10 protein-coding genes, 1 tRNA gene and 1 pseudogene are annotated in these 13,319 nt (G+C 69.4%); 8 read left to right on the top strand and 4 right to left on the bottom strand.

From position 1 onward, the window contains the following. The first annotated feature begins 15 nt into the window (after nucleotides 1-15). The 3 genes from SJY14_RS12165 (at nucleotide 16) to secA (ending at nucleotide 4,623) form a co-directional block, all read left to right on the top strand. Nucleotides 16-753, top strand: a complete 738-nt coding sequence (locus SJY14_RS12165; RefSeq protein ID WP_071254308.1) for a ComF family protein — start codon at nucleotides 16-18, stop codon at nucleotides 751-753. Nucleotides 754-870: 117 nt separating this feature from the next. After that, complete coding sequence (hpf, locus tag SJY14_RS12160; protein WP_055971739.1) at nucleotides 871-1,575, top strand: ribosome hibernation-promoting factor, HPF/YfiA family; 705 nt, start codon at nucleotides 871-873, stop codon at nucleotides 1,573-1,575. Nucleotides 1,576-1,776: 201 nt separating this feature from the next. Beyond that, nucleotides 1,777-4,623: a preprotein translocase subunit SecA gene (gene secA, locus SJY14_RS12155; RefSeq protein ID WP_071254304.1), complete on the top strand. Its 2,847-nt coding sequence runs from the start codon at nucleotides 1,777-1,779 to the stop codon at nucleotides 4,621-4,623. Nucleotides 4,624-4,705: 82 nt separating this feature from the next. On the opposite strand, the gene SJY14_RS12150 is transcribed toward secA, so the two are convergent. Further along, a complete protein-coding gene (locus SJY14_RS12150; protein WP_255364135.1) occupies nucleotides 4,706-5,260 on the bottom strand; it encodes an Rv3235 family protein in 555 nt (184 codons plus the stop codon). Nucleotides 5,261-5,423: 163 nt separating this feature from the next. Here SJY14_RS12150 and SJY14_RS12145 point away from each other — a divergent pair, with 163 nt between their 5' ends. After that, nucleotides 5,424-6,917 (top strand): sensor histidine kinase, encoded by a 1,494-nt coding sequence (locus SJY14_RS12145; protein ID WP_055971745.1) that lies wholly within the window; start codon nucleotides 5,424-5,426, stop codon nucleotides 6,915-6,917. A gap of 111 nt (nucleotides 6,918-7,028) precedes the next feature. Here SJY14_RS12145 and SJY14_RS12140 read toward each other — a convergent pair whose 3' ends face one another. After that, a complete protein-coding gene (locus SJY14_RS12140; protein ID WP_043594001.1) occupies nucleotides 7,029-7,277 on the bottom strand; it encodes a WhiB family transcriptional regulator in 249 nt (82 codons plus the stop codon). 168 nt (nucleotides 7,278-7,445) lie between these two features. On the opposite strand from SJY14_RS12140, the gene SJY14_RS12135 reads away from it, so the two are divergent. Further along, complete coding sequence (locus SJY14_RS12135; protein WP_071254302.1) at nucleotides 7,446-7,901, top strand: hypothetical protein; 456 nt, start codon at nucleotides 7,446-7,448, stop codon at nucleotides 7,899-7,901. 79 nt (nucleotides 7,902-7,980) lie between these two features. Here the strand turns inward: SJY14_RS12135 and bcp are convergent, their stop codons facing one another. Then, nucleotides 7,981-8,451, bottom strand: a complete 471-nt coding sequence (bcp, locus tag SJY14_RS12130; RefSeq protein WP_071254301.1) for a thioredoxin-dependent thiol peroxidase — start codon at nucleotides 8,449-8,451, stop codon at nucleotides 7,981-7,983. A gap of 96 nt (nucleotides 8,452-8,547) precedes the next feature. Between bcp and SJY14_RS12125 the strand changes: the two genes are divergently transcribed. Further along, nucleotides 8,548-8,620 (top strand) — tRNA-Lys (locus SJY14_RS12125). Between the two features lie 380 nt (nucleotides 8,621-9,000). On the opposite strand, the pseudogene SJY14_RS12120 reads toward SJY14_RS12125, so the two are convergent. Continuing rightward, nucleotides 9,001-10,539: pseudogene (locus tag SJY14_RS12120) on the bottom strand (amino acid permease). Between the two features lie 480 nt (nucleotides 10,540-11,019). Here SJY14_RS12120 and SJY14_RS12115 point away from each other — a divergent pair. Further along, complete coding sequence (locus SJY14_RS12115) at nucleotides 11,020-12,291, top strand: glycine betaine/L-proline ABC transporter ATP-binding protein (protein ID WP_218141813.1); 1,272 nt, start codon at nucleotides 11,020-11,022, stop codon at nucleotides 12,289-12,291. Next, entirely contained in the window at nucleotides 12,288-13,244 is a 957-nt protein-coding gene (locus SJY14_RS12110; protein WP_071254291.1) for a proline/glycine betaine ABC transporter permease, read from the top strand. The genes SJY14_RS12115 and SJY14_RS12110 overlap by 4 nt, the downstream gene beginning before the upstream one ends. Nucleotides 13,245-13,319: the final 75 nt, after the last annotated feature.

The raw sequence follows: 13,319 nt of genomic DNA, 5'->3' as shown, positions 1-13,319 counted from the left end.
GTCCACGCTGTCGGGATGTCCCGGCCCTCTCGTCCCCGTTCGGTCGTCCTCGGACGGGACGTGCTCGCGAGGGCCGTCCGCGAGGCGCTGTCCGTCGTGTCACCCGTCTCGTGCGCGGGATGCCACGGGCCCGACGTCGGCCTGTGCGACGACTGCCGGCGTCGGCTCGTCCCTGAGGTCGTCCGGGTCGACCTGCCCGACGGGCTCCCGGTCTTCGCCGGACTCGTCTACGCATTCGAGGCGCGGGGTGTCGTGCTCGCCTTCAAGAACGGCGGCCGGGTGCGCCTGGCCGAGGTGCTGGCCCCGGCCCTCGCCGCCGCCCTCGAGTCCTGCGCCCGTCACGGGTCGCACGAGGGGGCGTCCGCCGTGGACGGGGGCACGGGCGATCGGTCGCTGCTCGTCGTCCCGGTGCCGTCGTCGCGACGGGGGCGGCGTCGGCGGGGCTACGACCCGGTCGACGTGGTGCTGCGCCGGCTCGGTCTCGTGGTCGGCACGCGCGTGCTCGTGCCGACGGCGCGGGCCGGTACCGGCCAGAAGGGCCGCGACCGGCAGCAGCGCCTGCGGGGACGCGAGGGCAGCCTGCGCGCCACCCGTGACCTCCGGGGGTCGCGGATCGTTTTGGTCGACGACGTCGTGACGACCGGCGGCACCCTGCAGGAGGCGCGGCGTGCGCTGACCGCCCGGGGAGCGGTCGTGGTCGGTGCGGCCTGTCTCGCCGCCACCCCGTTGCGGTCGGGTGCCGGCCGCCCCTGAGCGAACGGTGAACGGTGCGTGACACGGGGGTGTCCGGGTCGCTACGGTGGGGCGAAAGGCGTGAAAGGACATTCGCCTGGCTGACAGGCGGCACGTCGATAGCCACAGGAGGTCGTCATGGAAATTTCCGTCACGGGTCGAAACGTCGGCATCACCGATCGTTTCCGCGAGTACGCCACCGAGAAGGCAGACAAGGTCGCCGCGCTGGCCACGAAGGCCCTGGCCCTCGAGGTCAAGGTGTCGCGGCACCACGAGAAGTCCGGCGGGCAGGCGGGCGACGACCGGGTCGAGATCACCCTGATCGGCCCCGGCCCCCTCGTGCGGGCCGAGTCCACGGCCGCCGACAAGTACGCGGCGTTCGATCTCGCGATCGGTCGCCTCCTCGAGCGGGTGCGCCGGGCGAAGGACCGGCAGAAGATCCATCGCGGGCAACACCGACCGACGTCGCTGCGCGAGGCGGCCACGGCCGACTTCAGCGGTGTCGGCGTCACGCCCGCCGCGGCCGAGACGCTCGACCAGGTCCGTACCGGCGCCGTGACGGTGGTGGGCGACGAGGCCCCCGCCGACGAGGTCGAAGAGGACTACTGCCCCGTGGTCATCCGCGAGAAGGTCTTCGCGTCGACGCCCATGTCCGTCGACGACGCGCTCTACTACATGGAGCTCGTCGGTCACGACTTCTACCTCTTCATCGACGCCGAGACCGAGCGTCCGAGCGTCGTCTACCGGCGCAAGGGCTGGGACTACGGCGTGATCGGCCTCGACCAGGACTCGCCCGACCTGCAAGAGACCGCCACGGCGCTGCGGGCGGGCCTGGTGAGCTGACCTCCTGATCCCGCCGGGTGGCCGACACCCCGGGAGGCGCGGGCACGTCCCTGCCGCCTCCCAGGGGGTCGGCCACTACGCTTGCTAAGATCGTGGGCCGGTCCAGGACGGACCGTCGACACCTCGGTGCTCCGATGCGGATCACCTCAGCGAGACCGCGGAGCGTTCCGCGGGTTCGACCGAACACATGGGAGCACACCAGTGGCCAACGTCCTCGAGAAGGTCCTCCGCGTCGGCGAGGGCCGCACGCTGCGCAAGCTGAAGGCCTACGCCAAGGCGGTCAACGAGCTCGAGGACGACTTCACGACCCTCACCGACGACGAGCTGCGCAACGAGACCGTCGAGCTGCGCGAGCGCTACGCGTCGGGTGAATCGCTCGACGACCTGCTGCCCGAGGCCTTCGCCGCCGTCCGCGAGGCGTCGAAGCGCACCTTGGGGCTGCGCCACTTCGACGTGCAGCTCATGGGCGGCGCGGCGTTGCACCTCGGCAACATCGCCGAGATGAAGACCGGTGAGGGCAAGACCCTCGTCGCCACCACGGCGGCGTACCTGAACGCCATCGCCTCGCGCGGCGTGCACGTCATCACGGTCAACGACTTCCTCGCGAGCTATCAGTCCGAGCTGATGGGGCGCGTGTTCCGGGCGCTCGGCATGACGACCGGCTGCATCCTCTCCGGCCAGACCCCGGCCGAGCGTCGCGAGATGTACGCCGCCGACATCACCTACGGCACCAACAACGAGTTCGGCTTCGACTACCTCCGCGACAACATGGCCTGGCAGGCGCAGGACATGGTGCAGCGGGGCCACTTCTTCGCGATCGTCGACGAGGTCGACTCGATCCTCATCGACGAGGCCCGGACGCCGCTCATCATCTCGGGCCCGTCGTCGGGCGAGGCCAACCGATGGTTCACCGAGTTCGCCACCATCGCCCGGCGACTCGTCGCGGGCACCGACTACGAGGTCGACGAGAAGAAGCGCACCGTGGGTGTCCTCGAGCCCGGCATCGAGAAAGTCGAGGACTACCTCGGCATCGACAACCTCTACGAGTCGGCGAACACCCCGCTCATCTCGTTCCTCAACAACGCGATCAAGGCCGACGCGTTGTTCAAGCGCGATAAGGACTACGTCGTCATCAACGGCGAGGTGCTGATCGTCGACGAGCACACCGGTCGAATCCTCAGCGGGCGCCGGTACAACGAGGGCATCCACCAGGCCATCGAGGCGAAAGAGGGCGTGTCGGTCAAGGCCGAGAACCAGACCCTCGCGACGGTCACGCTGCAGAACTACTTCCGCCTCTACAAGAAGCTCTCCGGCATGACCGGTACGGCCGAGACCGAGGCCGCCGAGTTCATGAGCACCTACAAGCTCGGCGTCGTGCCCATCCCGACCAACCGGCCGATGCAGCGCATCGACCAGACCGACCTCGTCTACAAGAACGAGACGAGCAAGTTCGACCAGGTCGTGGAAGACATCGTCGAGCGGCACGAGAAGGGCCAGCCCGTTCTGGTCGGCACGACCAGCGTCGAGAAGAGCGAGTACCTCTCCCGCCTGCTCGCCAAGAAGGGCGTCAAGCACGAGGTACTGAACGCCAAGAACCACGCCCGAGAGGCTGCCATCGTGGCCCAGGCCGGCCGGGCCGGCGCCGTGACCGTCGCCACCAACATGGCCGGTCGCGGGACCGACATCATGCTCGGCGGCAACGCCGAGTTCCTCGCCGTCGCCGAGATGAACGCCAAGGGGCTCAGCCCGGTGGACACCCCCGACGAGTACGAGGCCGCGTGGGACGACGTCTTCGCCGCCCAGAAGGCCGCCGTGCAAGAAGAGGCCGAGAAGGTGATCGAGGCGGGCGGGCTGTACGTCCTCGGCACCGAGCGTCACGAGTCCCGCCGCATCGACAACCAGCTGCGCGGTCGCTCGGGTCGTCAGGGCGACCCCGGTGAGAGCCGTTTCTACCTGTCGTTGACCGACGACCTGATGCGCCTGTTCAACTCGGGCGCCGCCGAGTCGCTCATGGGTCGCGGCAACGTGCCGGACGACCTCGCGATCGAGAACAAGATCGTCGGTCGGGCCATCCGTTCCGCGCAGTCGCAGGTCGAGTCGCGCAACGCCGAGATCCGCAAGAACGTCCTCAAGTACGACGACGTCCTCAACCGTCAGCGCGAGGCCATCTACGGTGACCGCCGTCACATCCTCGAGGGCGACGACCTCAAGGACCGCAGCCAGAAGTTCCTCGAGGACGTCGTCAACGAGGTCATCGACCAGCACACGGGTGACGGCAGCCCCGACGACTGGGACCTCGACGCCCTCTGGACCGAACTCGGCACCTTGTACCCGATCTCGATCACCATCGACGAGGTCATCACCGAGGCCGGCTCGAAGGGCAAGGCGACCCGGGCGTTCCTCGGGCAAGAGATCTTGTCCGACGCCAAGGTCGCCTACGAGGCGCGCACCGAGACCCTCGGCGAGCCCGCCATGCGCGAGCTCGAGCGTCGGGTCGTCCTGTCGGTGATCGACCGTCGGTGGCGCGACCACCTCTACGAGATGGACTACCTGAAGGACGGCATCGGTCTCCGGGCCATGGCCCAGCGCGATCCGCTCGTCGAGTACCAGCGTGAGGGGTACGCGTTGTTCCAGAGCATGATGGGGCAGATCCGCGAAGAGACCGTCGGCTTCCTCTTCAACCTCGAGGTCGAGGTCCAGGGCCAGGTCGGTGCCGCCGAGGCGCCGGTCATCGCGGCCAAGGGCCTCGAGGCCGAGAAGCAGCCGCAGGCGCAGCTGGCCTATTCGGCGCCCAACATCGACGGCGAGGTCGAGGTGCGCAACCAGCGCGGTCAGCTCGAGAAGGGTGCGACCGCCAAGGCACAGAAGGCGCAGGACGAGGCCGAGCGCTCCGAGTCGCCCGAGATCGCCGCGGCACGGGCGGCCGGTGGCCCGTCGGCCCGCCAGGCGGACGACGGCAAGGTCGGCGCCTTCGGTCAGAAGACCGGTGGCGGCGAGGCTCCGGTCAACCGGGCCGAGCGTCGGGCGTCCGGCAAGAAGACCCGCTGATCGCCTCGTTCGATCGACAGACGACGCGCCCCCGAGCCTGGCTCGGGGGCGCGTCGTCCGTCGTGGGCGTCTCGGTCGACCGTCAGAGCACGTGTACGGCGGCCGCTCGCCACCGGCTGTCGTAGGTCTCGAGTCGGACGGCGACCGCGCGACTGCGACCGCGCCCGTGCAGGACGACGACCGATTCGATCACCCCGTCGGCGGGCGAGCTAGACCGGATGCTGCCGATCGTGAACACCGGACGCTGCGTACGGGTGCCGTGGGCCGACCGGGCCCGGGCCGCCAGGACGACGCGCTTGTGCAGGGTGCGGTAGACGTCTTCGGTGACCCACCGCGAGACCTGGTCGAGCTCGCGTGCCCCGGCCAGGATCTCGACGACGCAGCGCACCAGGTTCTCGACGAGCAGGTCGGGATCGTCCGGAAAGGGCGACTCGGACGGGGCGCCGACCGGTGGGACGGGGCGGACGTGGGGCCTGGCGCCCGACGGGCGACCGTCGGGTGTGGGGGCCGTCGCCGGGGCGGCCGGCACGGCCGGGCCCGGGTCGCCGAGGGGCGGGACGGGTCTCAGGTGCGGCCGAGCTGGTGCCGAGGGTCCGAGGGGTTCGGCGAGGGCGAGGGCGTGGGTGTTCGAGGGCATGGGCAGTCTTCCTGTTCACGTGCGTCCGGGCATGACTAGAAGATATGACATGTGGAATGGCTTAACCAGACCGACTCGACGGTCTGTGGAAAATTCGCGAGCGCGCGGTCCTGCTCGGAGGCGACCGACGTCTCCGGACGGGTCGTCGACCTAGACTGAGCGGGTGTCGACGCTCAGTGATCTCGTTCTCGCCCAGGGCCTCTCGAGCGAGGTGGACGTCGAGTGGCTGCACCTGCTGGTGGGGGACTGGCAGCTGCTCGCCGACCTCGCGTTCGCCGACATCGTCCTCTGGGTGCCCACGCAGGCCGGCAGCTTCGTCGCCGTCGCCCACGCGCGGCCCTCGAGCTCGGCCACGCTGTTCTACCGAGACTTCGTCGGACAAGAGGTGCGCCCCGAGTGGCGCGGGCAGATCGAGCAGGCGTTCACGACGACCCGCATCGTCGACTCGGCCGCACCCGACTGGTACGAAGAGACGCCGACGCGCGTCCGGGCCGTGCCCGTGCTCCGTCGCCTCGGGGCCAGCCGCCCCGACGTCACCGACGCACCGATCGCGATCATCACGCGGCACACGAACCTCAGCGAGGCCCGCACCCCGAGCCGCCAAGAGCTGACCTTCAACCAGTGCTCCAACGACCTCTTCGCCATGATCGCCGCCGGAGACTTCCCCGACCTCGGGGCTCCGACGGGTCCGCGACGAGGCGCACCCCGCGCCTCCGACGGGCTGCTCCGCCTCGACGTCGACGGCATGGTGACCTTCGCGAGCCCCAACGGCCTGTCGGCCTTCAACCGCATGGGGTTCGCCGGCGAGCTCGAGGGCGAGTCGCTGGCCGAGGTCACCACCGGGTTGCTCGCGGGCAAGCTCGTGATCGACGAGTCCCTGCCGCTGGTCGTCACGGGTCGGGCGCCCTGGCGCACCGACATCGAGGCGCGGGGGGTCACGGTGTCGTTGCGGGCGATCCCGCTGCGTGATCGCGGTGAGCGCGTCGGGGCGATCGTGCTCTGCCGTGACGTCACCGAGCTGCGTCACCAGGAGCGCGAGCTGATCACCAAGGACGCCACGATCCGCGAGATCCACCACCGGGTCAAGAACAACCTGCAGACGGTCGCCTCGCTGCTGCGCATCCAGGCGCGACGCACCCGCACCGACGTCGCCCGCGAGGCGCTGACCCAGGCCATGCGCCGCGTGCAGTCGATCGCGGTCGTGCACGACACCCTGTCCGAGGGGCTCAGTCAGAACGTCGACTTCGACACCGTCTTCGACCGGGTGCTCATGCTCATCGCCGAGGTGGCGTCGAGCCACAACACGACGGTCCGCCCCACCATGACGGGAAGCTTCGGCGCCCTGCCGAGCGAATACGCGACACCCCTGGCCCTCGCGCTGACCGAACTCGTGACGAACGCCGTCGAGCACGGTCTCGACGGCCGTGACGGCGAGGTCGAGATCGTCGCCGACCGCCGGGCCGAAGAGCTCACGGTCAAGGTGCGCGACAACGGCGTCGGGCTGCCCGAGGGGAAGGTCGGCTCGGGGCTCGGCACCCAGATCGTCCGCACGCTGATCCAGGGTGAGCTCGGCGGCACCATCGACTGGCACACCCTCGTCGGCAACGGCACCGAGGTCACCATCGAGATCCCGTTCCGCTGGCTCACCCAGCCCTGAGCCCGCGCGCGGCCCCGGACGCGACGAAGCCCGGCACCTGTGATCAGGTGCCGGGCTTCGTCATCGGCCGCGAGGGCCGGACGTCGATCGCCGAGGGCGGTCGACGAGGGGTCAGCTGGCGCGGCGGGCGCGGGCGGCGCGACGCTTCAGCGCACGACGCTCGTCCTCGCTCAGACCGCCCCAGACGCCGGAGTCCTGCGATGTCTCGAGCGCGTACTGCAGGCAGGTCTCGGTGACGGTGCAGCGCCCGCACACGGCCTTGGCCTTGTCGATCTGGTCGACGGCGGGACCCGTGTTTCCGACGGGGAAGAAGAGCTCCGGGTCAGCCTGCAGGCAAGCGGCTTTGTCGCGCCAATCCATCGATGGGTACTCCTTAAAAGTGCAGAACCAGGCACGAAGAAGCGCCTGGTTCGGGATGGGGAAAGAGAAGAATGCGGGAGGCGCGCACCGCAATGTACGCGTCACTTCGACCTCGAATATGGTCGCATACTGGTACGGCCAAATCAAGGATTTTTCGGAGGCTCACACGTGACCACAGCAGGCCCTGACGGCCCCCGAGACGAGACCGGTCGGTCTGCCGAGACCCGTCGACCTGCCCTGCTCTGGGTCGTGATCGTCCTGCTCTCGGCGGAGTTCCTGCTCGTCGCCGCGACGGCGGTGTTCCTGCTCGTCGAGCTGCTCGTGGCCCGCCCCGACTCGTATCCCTCGGCCGTCGCGATCTTCGTGCTGACCCTGCTGGCGACAGCCTGGCTCGGGTCCATCGTCGTCGGGGCGCTGCGTGGTCGTGCCTGGATCCGTGGCGCGGCGATCGTCTGGCAGGTGCTGCAGTTCGCGGTCGGCATCGGCAGCCTGCAGGGGGTCTTCGCGAACCCGACCATCGGCCTCGCGCTCCTCGTACCCGCCGTCGCCGTCGTCGTCCTGCTGCTCGTGCCGTCCGTCGTCGCCGCCACGTCGGCCCGCGACCAAGAGCCGCACGTCTACTGACGACCCTCGAACGCAGGAGGCGCGGTGCCGGTCCCGAGGACCGGCACCGCGCCTCCTGCGCTCGCGTCGACGACCGGAGTCAGTCGAGGCCGAGCTTCTTGCGGAGCGACGCCACGTGCCCCGTCGCCTTGACGTTGTACAGCGGCAGCTCGAGCGCGCCCTGCTCGTCGACGACGAACGTCGACCGGATCGTGCCCGTCACGATGCGCCCGTAGTTGTTCTTCTCGCCGTAGGCGCCGTACGCCTGGTGCACCGTCAACTCGGGGTCGCTCAGCAGCGGGAAGTTCAGCCCCTGCTCCTCCTTGAACTTCTGCAGGGCGGAGGGCTCGTCCTTCGAGACACCCAGCACCTGGTAACCCGACGACTTCAACGAGTTGATGTTGTCGCGGAAGTCACACGCCTCCGTCGTGCAGCCCGGCGTCGACGCCGCCGGGTAGAAGTACACGATGACCTTCTGCCCCGAGTAGTCGGCGAGCGAGACGGGCGAACCGTTCTCGTCGTCGAGGGTGAACGTCGGCGCGGCAGCGCCCTTCTCGAGCTTCGTGGACATGGTGCTCCGATCTGCGGGCGCCACGACGGCGCCGGTGGTTCTGAAGGGGTCAGAACTCATGCTAGTGTTGACCGTCGTTGCGAGAGATCGCAGCACGCACCTCTAGCTCAATTGGCAGAGCAACTGACTCTTAATCAGTGGGTTCTCGGTTCAAGTCCGAGGGGGTGCACGAAAGAATTGGGTCCCCCGTGTTCTGCTTCGCAGAACCGGGGGATTCTTTCTTCGTGTGGGTCTGGTCCGCTCCGCGGACCGCGGCCCACCTCGCACGGGGAGCGAGCCGGGCCCGCCAGGTCGCCGTTGCACGGGGGGGTGACGTCGCTTCGCTCGTCACCGGGTTCACGGGGGTGACGTCGCTTCGCTCGTCACGGGGTGCACACGGGGGTGACGTCGCTTCGCTCGTCACCGGGTGCACACGGGGGTGACGTTGCTTCGCTCGTCACCGGTGCGGGGGCGGGGGTGACGTCGCTTCGCTCGTCACTGGGGGAGAAAGGGGGAGGCGCGGGCGACCTCGAAAGGTGGCCCGCGCCTCCTGCGTCCGGGGTGGTGGGGCTACTGGCCGTCGCGGGGGATCTGTGAGGCGGCGTCGCGGCCGGTCACGGGATACGGGCCCGTCATGCCCTCGCGGAGGCGGGCGGCGGCCAGGATGCGGTCGCGCTGCAGGTGCCAACCGAGCATCAGCAGGGGGATGATCACGACGAGCGACATGACCGTGAACGACCCGATCGGCCAGTCGATCGCCATCAGCACGACCACCGCGGCCAGGAACGCCAGCGTCAGGTAGCTCGTCACCGGCGCACCCGGCAACTTGAACGAGGGCTCCTTCGCCTTGCCCTCCTTCGCCCACTGACGAAGCCGCATCTGGCAGAGGATGATCGTGCCCCACGCCGTCAGGATGCCCAGCGACGCGATGTTCAGCACGATCTCGAACGCCGTGTTCGCCCCGACGATCGCGTTCAGCACCACGCCCAACAGGGTGATGCTCGCGGTCAGCAAGATGCCGCCGAACGGCACCCCGCCCTTCGACATCTTCGTCGTGAACTTCGGGGCCGACCCGTTCATGCCCATCGAGTGCAGCACACGACCGGTCGAGTAGAGCCCGGCGTTGAGGCTCGACAGCGCCGCCGTGACGACGACGAAGTTCATGATCGACCCCGCGATGTCGCCCACCTCGGGGCTGCCGATGCTGCTGAAGAACGTGACGAACGGGCTCTCGCCCGCCTTGTACGCCGTGTAGGGCAGCAGCAGCGACAGCAGCACCAGCGACCCGACGTAGAACACCGCGATGCGGATGATGACCGTGTTGATCGCCCGCGGCACGACCTTCTCGGGGTTCTGGGTCTCACCCGACGCCGTGCCCACCAACTCGATCGCCGCGTAGGCGAAGACGACGCCCTGCACCACGATCACGGCCGGCAGCAGGCCGTTCGGCAAGATGCCCGACGACGCCACCAGGCCCCAGCCGGTGTCGACCGCTGCGCCGTCGTGCGTGACGGGGAACGCCGCCGCGAGCCACACGACGCCGACCACGAGGAACACCACGAGAGCGGCGACCTTGATGATGGCGAACTAGAACTCCATCTCGCCGAAGACCTTCACGGCCAACAGGTTGACCGAGAGCACCACGGCGAGGGCGACGAGGGCCAACAGCCAGTCGGGTGCCGCCGTGAACGCCGACCAGTAGTGCAGGTAGAGAGCCACCGCGGTGACGTCGACGATGGCCGTCATCGCCCAGTTCAAGAAGTACATCCACCCGGCCGCGTAGGCGAACTTCTCGCCGAAGAACTCGCGGGCGTACGAGACGAACGAGCCCGACGACGGGCGGTGCAGCACCAACTCGCCGAGGGCACGCAGGATGAAGAATGCGAAGACGCCGCAGATCGCGAACACGATCGCGAGCGCCGGGCCGGCCGACGCCAGCCGACCGCCGGCACCGAGGAAGAGCCCCGTGCCGATCGCGCCGCCGATGGCGATCATCTGCAGCTGACGGGGCTTCAGACCGTGCTGGAAGCCCTCTTGCTCGTGCGAGAAGTCTTGCGGGAGGTGGGTCTCGGTGGAGGCGTCGCCGCCCCCGTTCGTGGGACTCGTCATCGCTCGACCGTAGCCTTTATCGGTTCCGTCCGCATCACCGCCGCGAGCCGGGCGAACCCCCAGGAGGCGCGGTGCCGATTCACATCCGCATAACGAATGGGTGACGATCGACATGCCCGGAGGCATGGGCGACACGCCGGGACGGGGTACACCAGGGGTCCCGTCCGGGCGGGTTCGCAATTCGGATGAACGACGGATGTCGGCTACGGTCGTGGAGGCCCGGGAGACCGGGCCCGTCATCATCAGGACGCGCCGACCGATGGTCCGACCAGTTCGGGTTCCGGTCGTCGTACGGTCTGGTGGCGCGAGGGTCCGGTCCCATGACCGACCCGGCGGAGGTCAGGTTCGCCCCGTGACATCACGGTGGGCTTGAGCCGACACGGTCCGCACGCGTCGTCGACCCGTCCGCCCGACCCGATCGCCGCCGACGGCGAGCCGGCCCGAGCGGCCGGTGCCCCTTCGGCGTGCCTGGAGACACCTGTGACCACTACGCCAGCCGTGCGTGCCCGGAACCTGTACAAGGTGTTCGGCCGCCGACCCAAGGACGCCGTCGCCCGACTCGAGGCCGGCGCCTCACGCACCGAGGCCGCTGGCCTCGGCACCGCCGCCGTCATCGACGCCTCGTTCGACGTCCAGCCCGGCGAGATCTTCGTCGTGATGGGGCTGTCCGGCTCGGGCAAGTCGACGCTCATCCGCATGCTGAACGGCCTGCTCGAGCCCACGTCCGGCTCGGTCGAGGTCGCGGGGTCCGCGATCTCGGACGTCCCGGCCAAGCGGCTCCGCGAGGTGCGTCGGCAGAACGTGTCGATGGTGTTCCAGCACTTCGCGCTGCTGCCGCACCGCACCGTCATCGACAACGTCGCCTACGGCCTCGAGGTGCAGGGGGTCGCGAAGGCGGCCCGTCTGGCCAAGGCCCGCGAGGTCACCGAGATCGTCGGCCTCGCCGGCTGGGAGGACAAACTGCCGAGCCAGCTCTCGGGCGGCATGCAGCAGCGCGTCGGCCTGGCGCGGGCCCTCGCCGCCGAGACCGACATCCTGCTGATGGACGAGGCGTTCTCGGCCCTCGATCCGCTGATCCGCCGCGAGATGCAGGAGCAGCTCGTCGAACTGCAGGCGAAGCTCGGCAAGACGATCGTCTTCATCACCCACGACCTGAACGAGGCGATGTTCCTCGGGGACCGCATCGCCGTCATGCGCGACGGCCGCATCGTGCAGATCGGCACGCCCGAGGACATTCTCACCGACCCGGCCAACGACTACGTCGCCCAGTTCGTGCAGGACGTCGACCGAGCGCGCGTCCTCACGGCGGCCAGCGTCATGGAGCCCGCCCGGGCCGTCGTCCCGCTCACGGTCGGCCCCCGAGGCGCCCTGCGGTCGCTGCGCGACCTGCAGACCGCCGCCCTGTTCGTCACCGGCCGCGACCGCAAGCTCCTCGGCTGGGTGCGCGACCGCCACGTCATGCGCCAGGTCAAGGCGAACGACACCGACCTCGCGGCCATCGTCAACGCCGAGTTCTCGAAGGTCGGGCCCGAGGCGGCCCTCGTCGACCTCTTCGAGCTGGCCGTCGAGAGCCCGCTGCCGATCGCCGTCGTCGACGACGCCGACCGCCTGCTCGGCGTCATCCCGCGCGTGACCCTGCTCGCCGCGCTCGGCAACGTCGACACGACCACCTCGCCCATCCCCGTGCTCGAGCCCGTCACCCGCATCTCGGACGTCGAGCTCGACGCCACCCTCGAAGGAGCCACCCGATGAACGAGTACCTCCGCATCCCCTTCGGCTCCTGGGTCTCGGGCGTCGTCGACTGGATCACCACCAACCTCGGCGGCTTCTTCGACGTCATCCGCCTGGTCTTCACGTTCTTCTACGAGTGGGTCGCGTACTTCCTGAGCACGCCTCCGTTCTGGGCGGTCGTCCTCGTGATCGCCGCCCTCGCCTTCGTCGCGAAGGGCTGGAAGTTCTCGGTCGGCACGGCCGTCGGCCTGCTGTTCATCGGCACGGTCAACCAGTGGGACAACGCGATGGCGAGCCTCGCCCTCGTGCTCGTCGCCAGCACGCTCGCGATCGCGCTGAGCATCCCGCTCGGCGTGCTCGCCGCGAAGTCGACCGTGGCGTCGCAGATCATCCGGCCCGTGCTCGACTTCATGCAGACGACGCCCGCGTTCGTCTACCTCATCCCGGCCCTGCTGCTGTTCCGCGTCGGCGTCGTGCCCGGCATCGTCGCGACCATCGTCTTCGCCATGGCCCCCGGCGTCCGCCTGACCGAGCTCGGCATCCGCGGAGTCGACAAAGAGGTGGTCGAGGCCGGCCAGGCGTTCGGTTCGTCGCCGTGGCGCATCCTGCGACAGATCCAGCTGCCGCTCGCGAAGCCCAGCATCATGGCCGGCGTCAACCAGGTCATCATGCTCTCGCTGTCGATGGTCGTCATCGCCGGCATGGTCGGCGCAGGCGGGTTGGGCGGCGACATCGTCGCGAGCCTCAACCGCATCGACGTCGGGTTGGGCGCCGAGGCCGGCATCTCGGTCGTCATCCTGGCGATCGTGCTCGACCGCATGACCGCGGCGCTCGGCTCCGACCGTCGCGGCCGGCGGGTGGCGCGGGCGCAGAACCGCCGGTCGGTCCCGCCGACCCCGGCGCCCGACCGTGCAGAGGCCGAGCAGCCCCTGCCCCCCGCCGACCGACGCGAACCCGCGACGGCCTCGGCCTAGACCCCGACCATCCGCGGGACGGGAGCGGCACCCGCCCACCCGACCCGCGCCTCCTGCACCACCCGAAAGGACCAC

This window comes from Frigoribacterium sp. R86507 (assembly GCF_044597695.1).
In the GTDB taxonomy this organism is placed as follows: Bacteria; Actinomycetota; Actinomycetes; order Actinomycetales; family Microbacteriaceae; genus Frigoribacterium.
The sequence above is the reverse complement of the archived record's forward strand: the minus strand, read 5'-3'. Positions and strand labels throughout refer to the sequence as shown.

Excerpts from the sequence above, each read along its gene's own strand:
- hpf (WP_055971739.1), top strand. The coding sequence starts at position 871 with ATGGAAATTTCCGTCACGGGTCGAAACGTCGGCATCACCGATCGTTTC.
- SJY14_RS12140 (WP_043594001.1), bottom strand. The coding sequence starts at position 7,277 with ATGGATTGGCGCGACAAAGCCGCTTGCCTGCAGGCTGACCCGGAGCTC.
- SJY14_RS12165 (WP_071254308.1), top strand. The coding sequence starts at position 16 with ATGTCCCGGCCCTCTCGTCCCCGTTCGGTCGTCCTCGGACGGGACGTG.
- SJY14_RS12150 (WP_255364135.1), bottom strand. The coding sequence starts at position 5,260 with ATGCCCTCGAACACCCACGCCCTCGCCCTCGCCGAACCCCTCGGACCC.
- bcp (WP_071254301.1), bottom strand. The coding sequence starts at position 8,451 with ATGTCCACGAAGCTCGAGAAGGGCGCTGCCGCGCCGACGTTCACCCTC.
- SJY14_RS12110 (WP_071254291.1), top strand. The coding sequence starts at position 12,288 with ATGAACGAGTACCTCCGCATCCCCTTCGGCTCCTGGGTCTCGGGCGTC.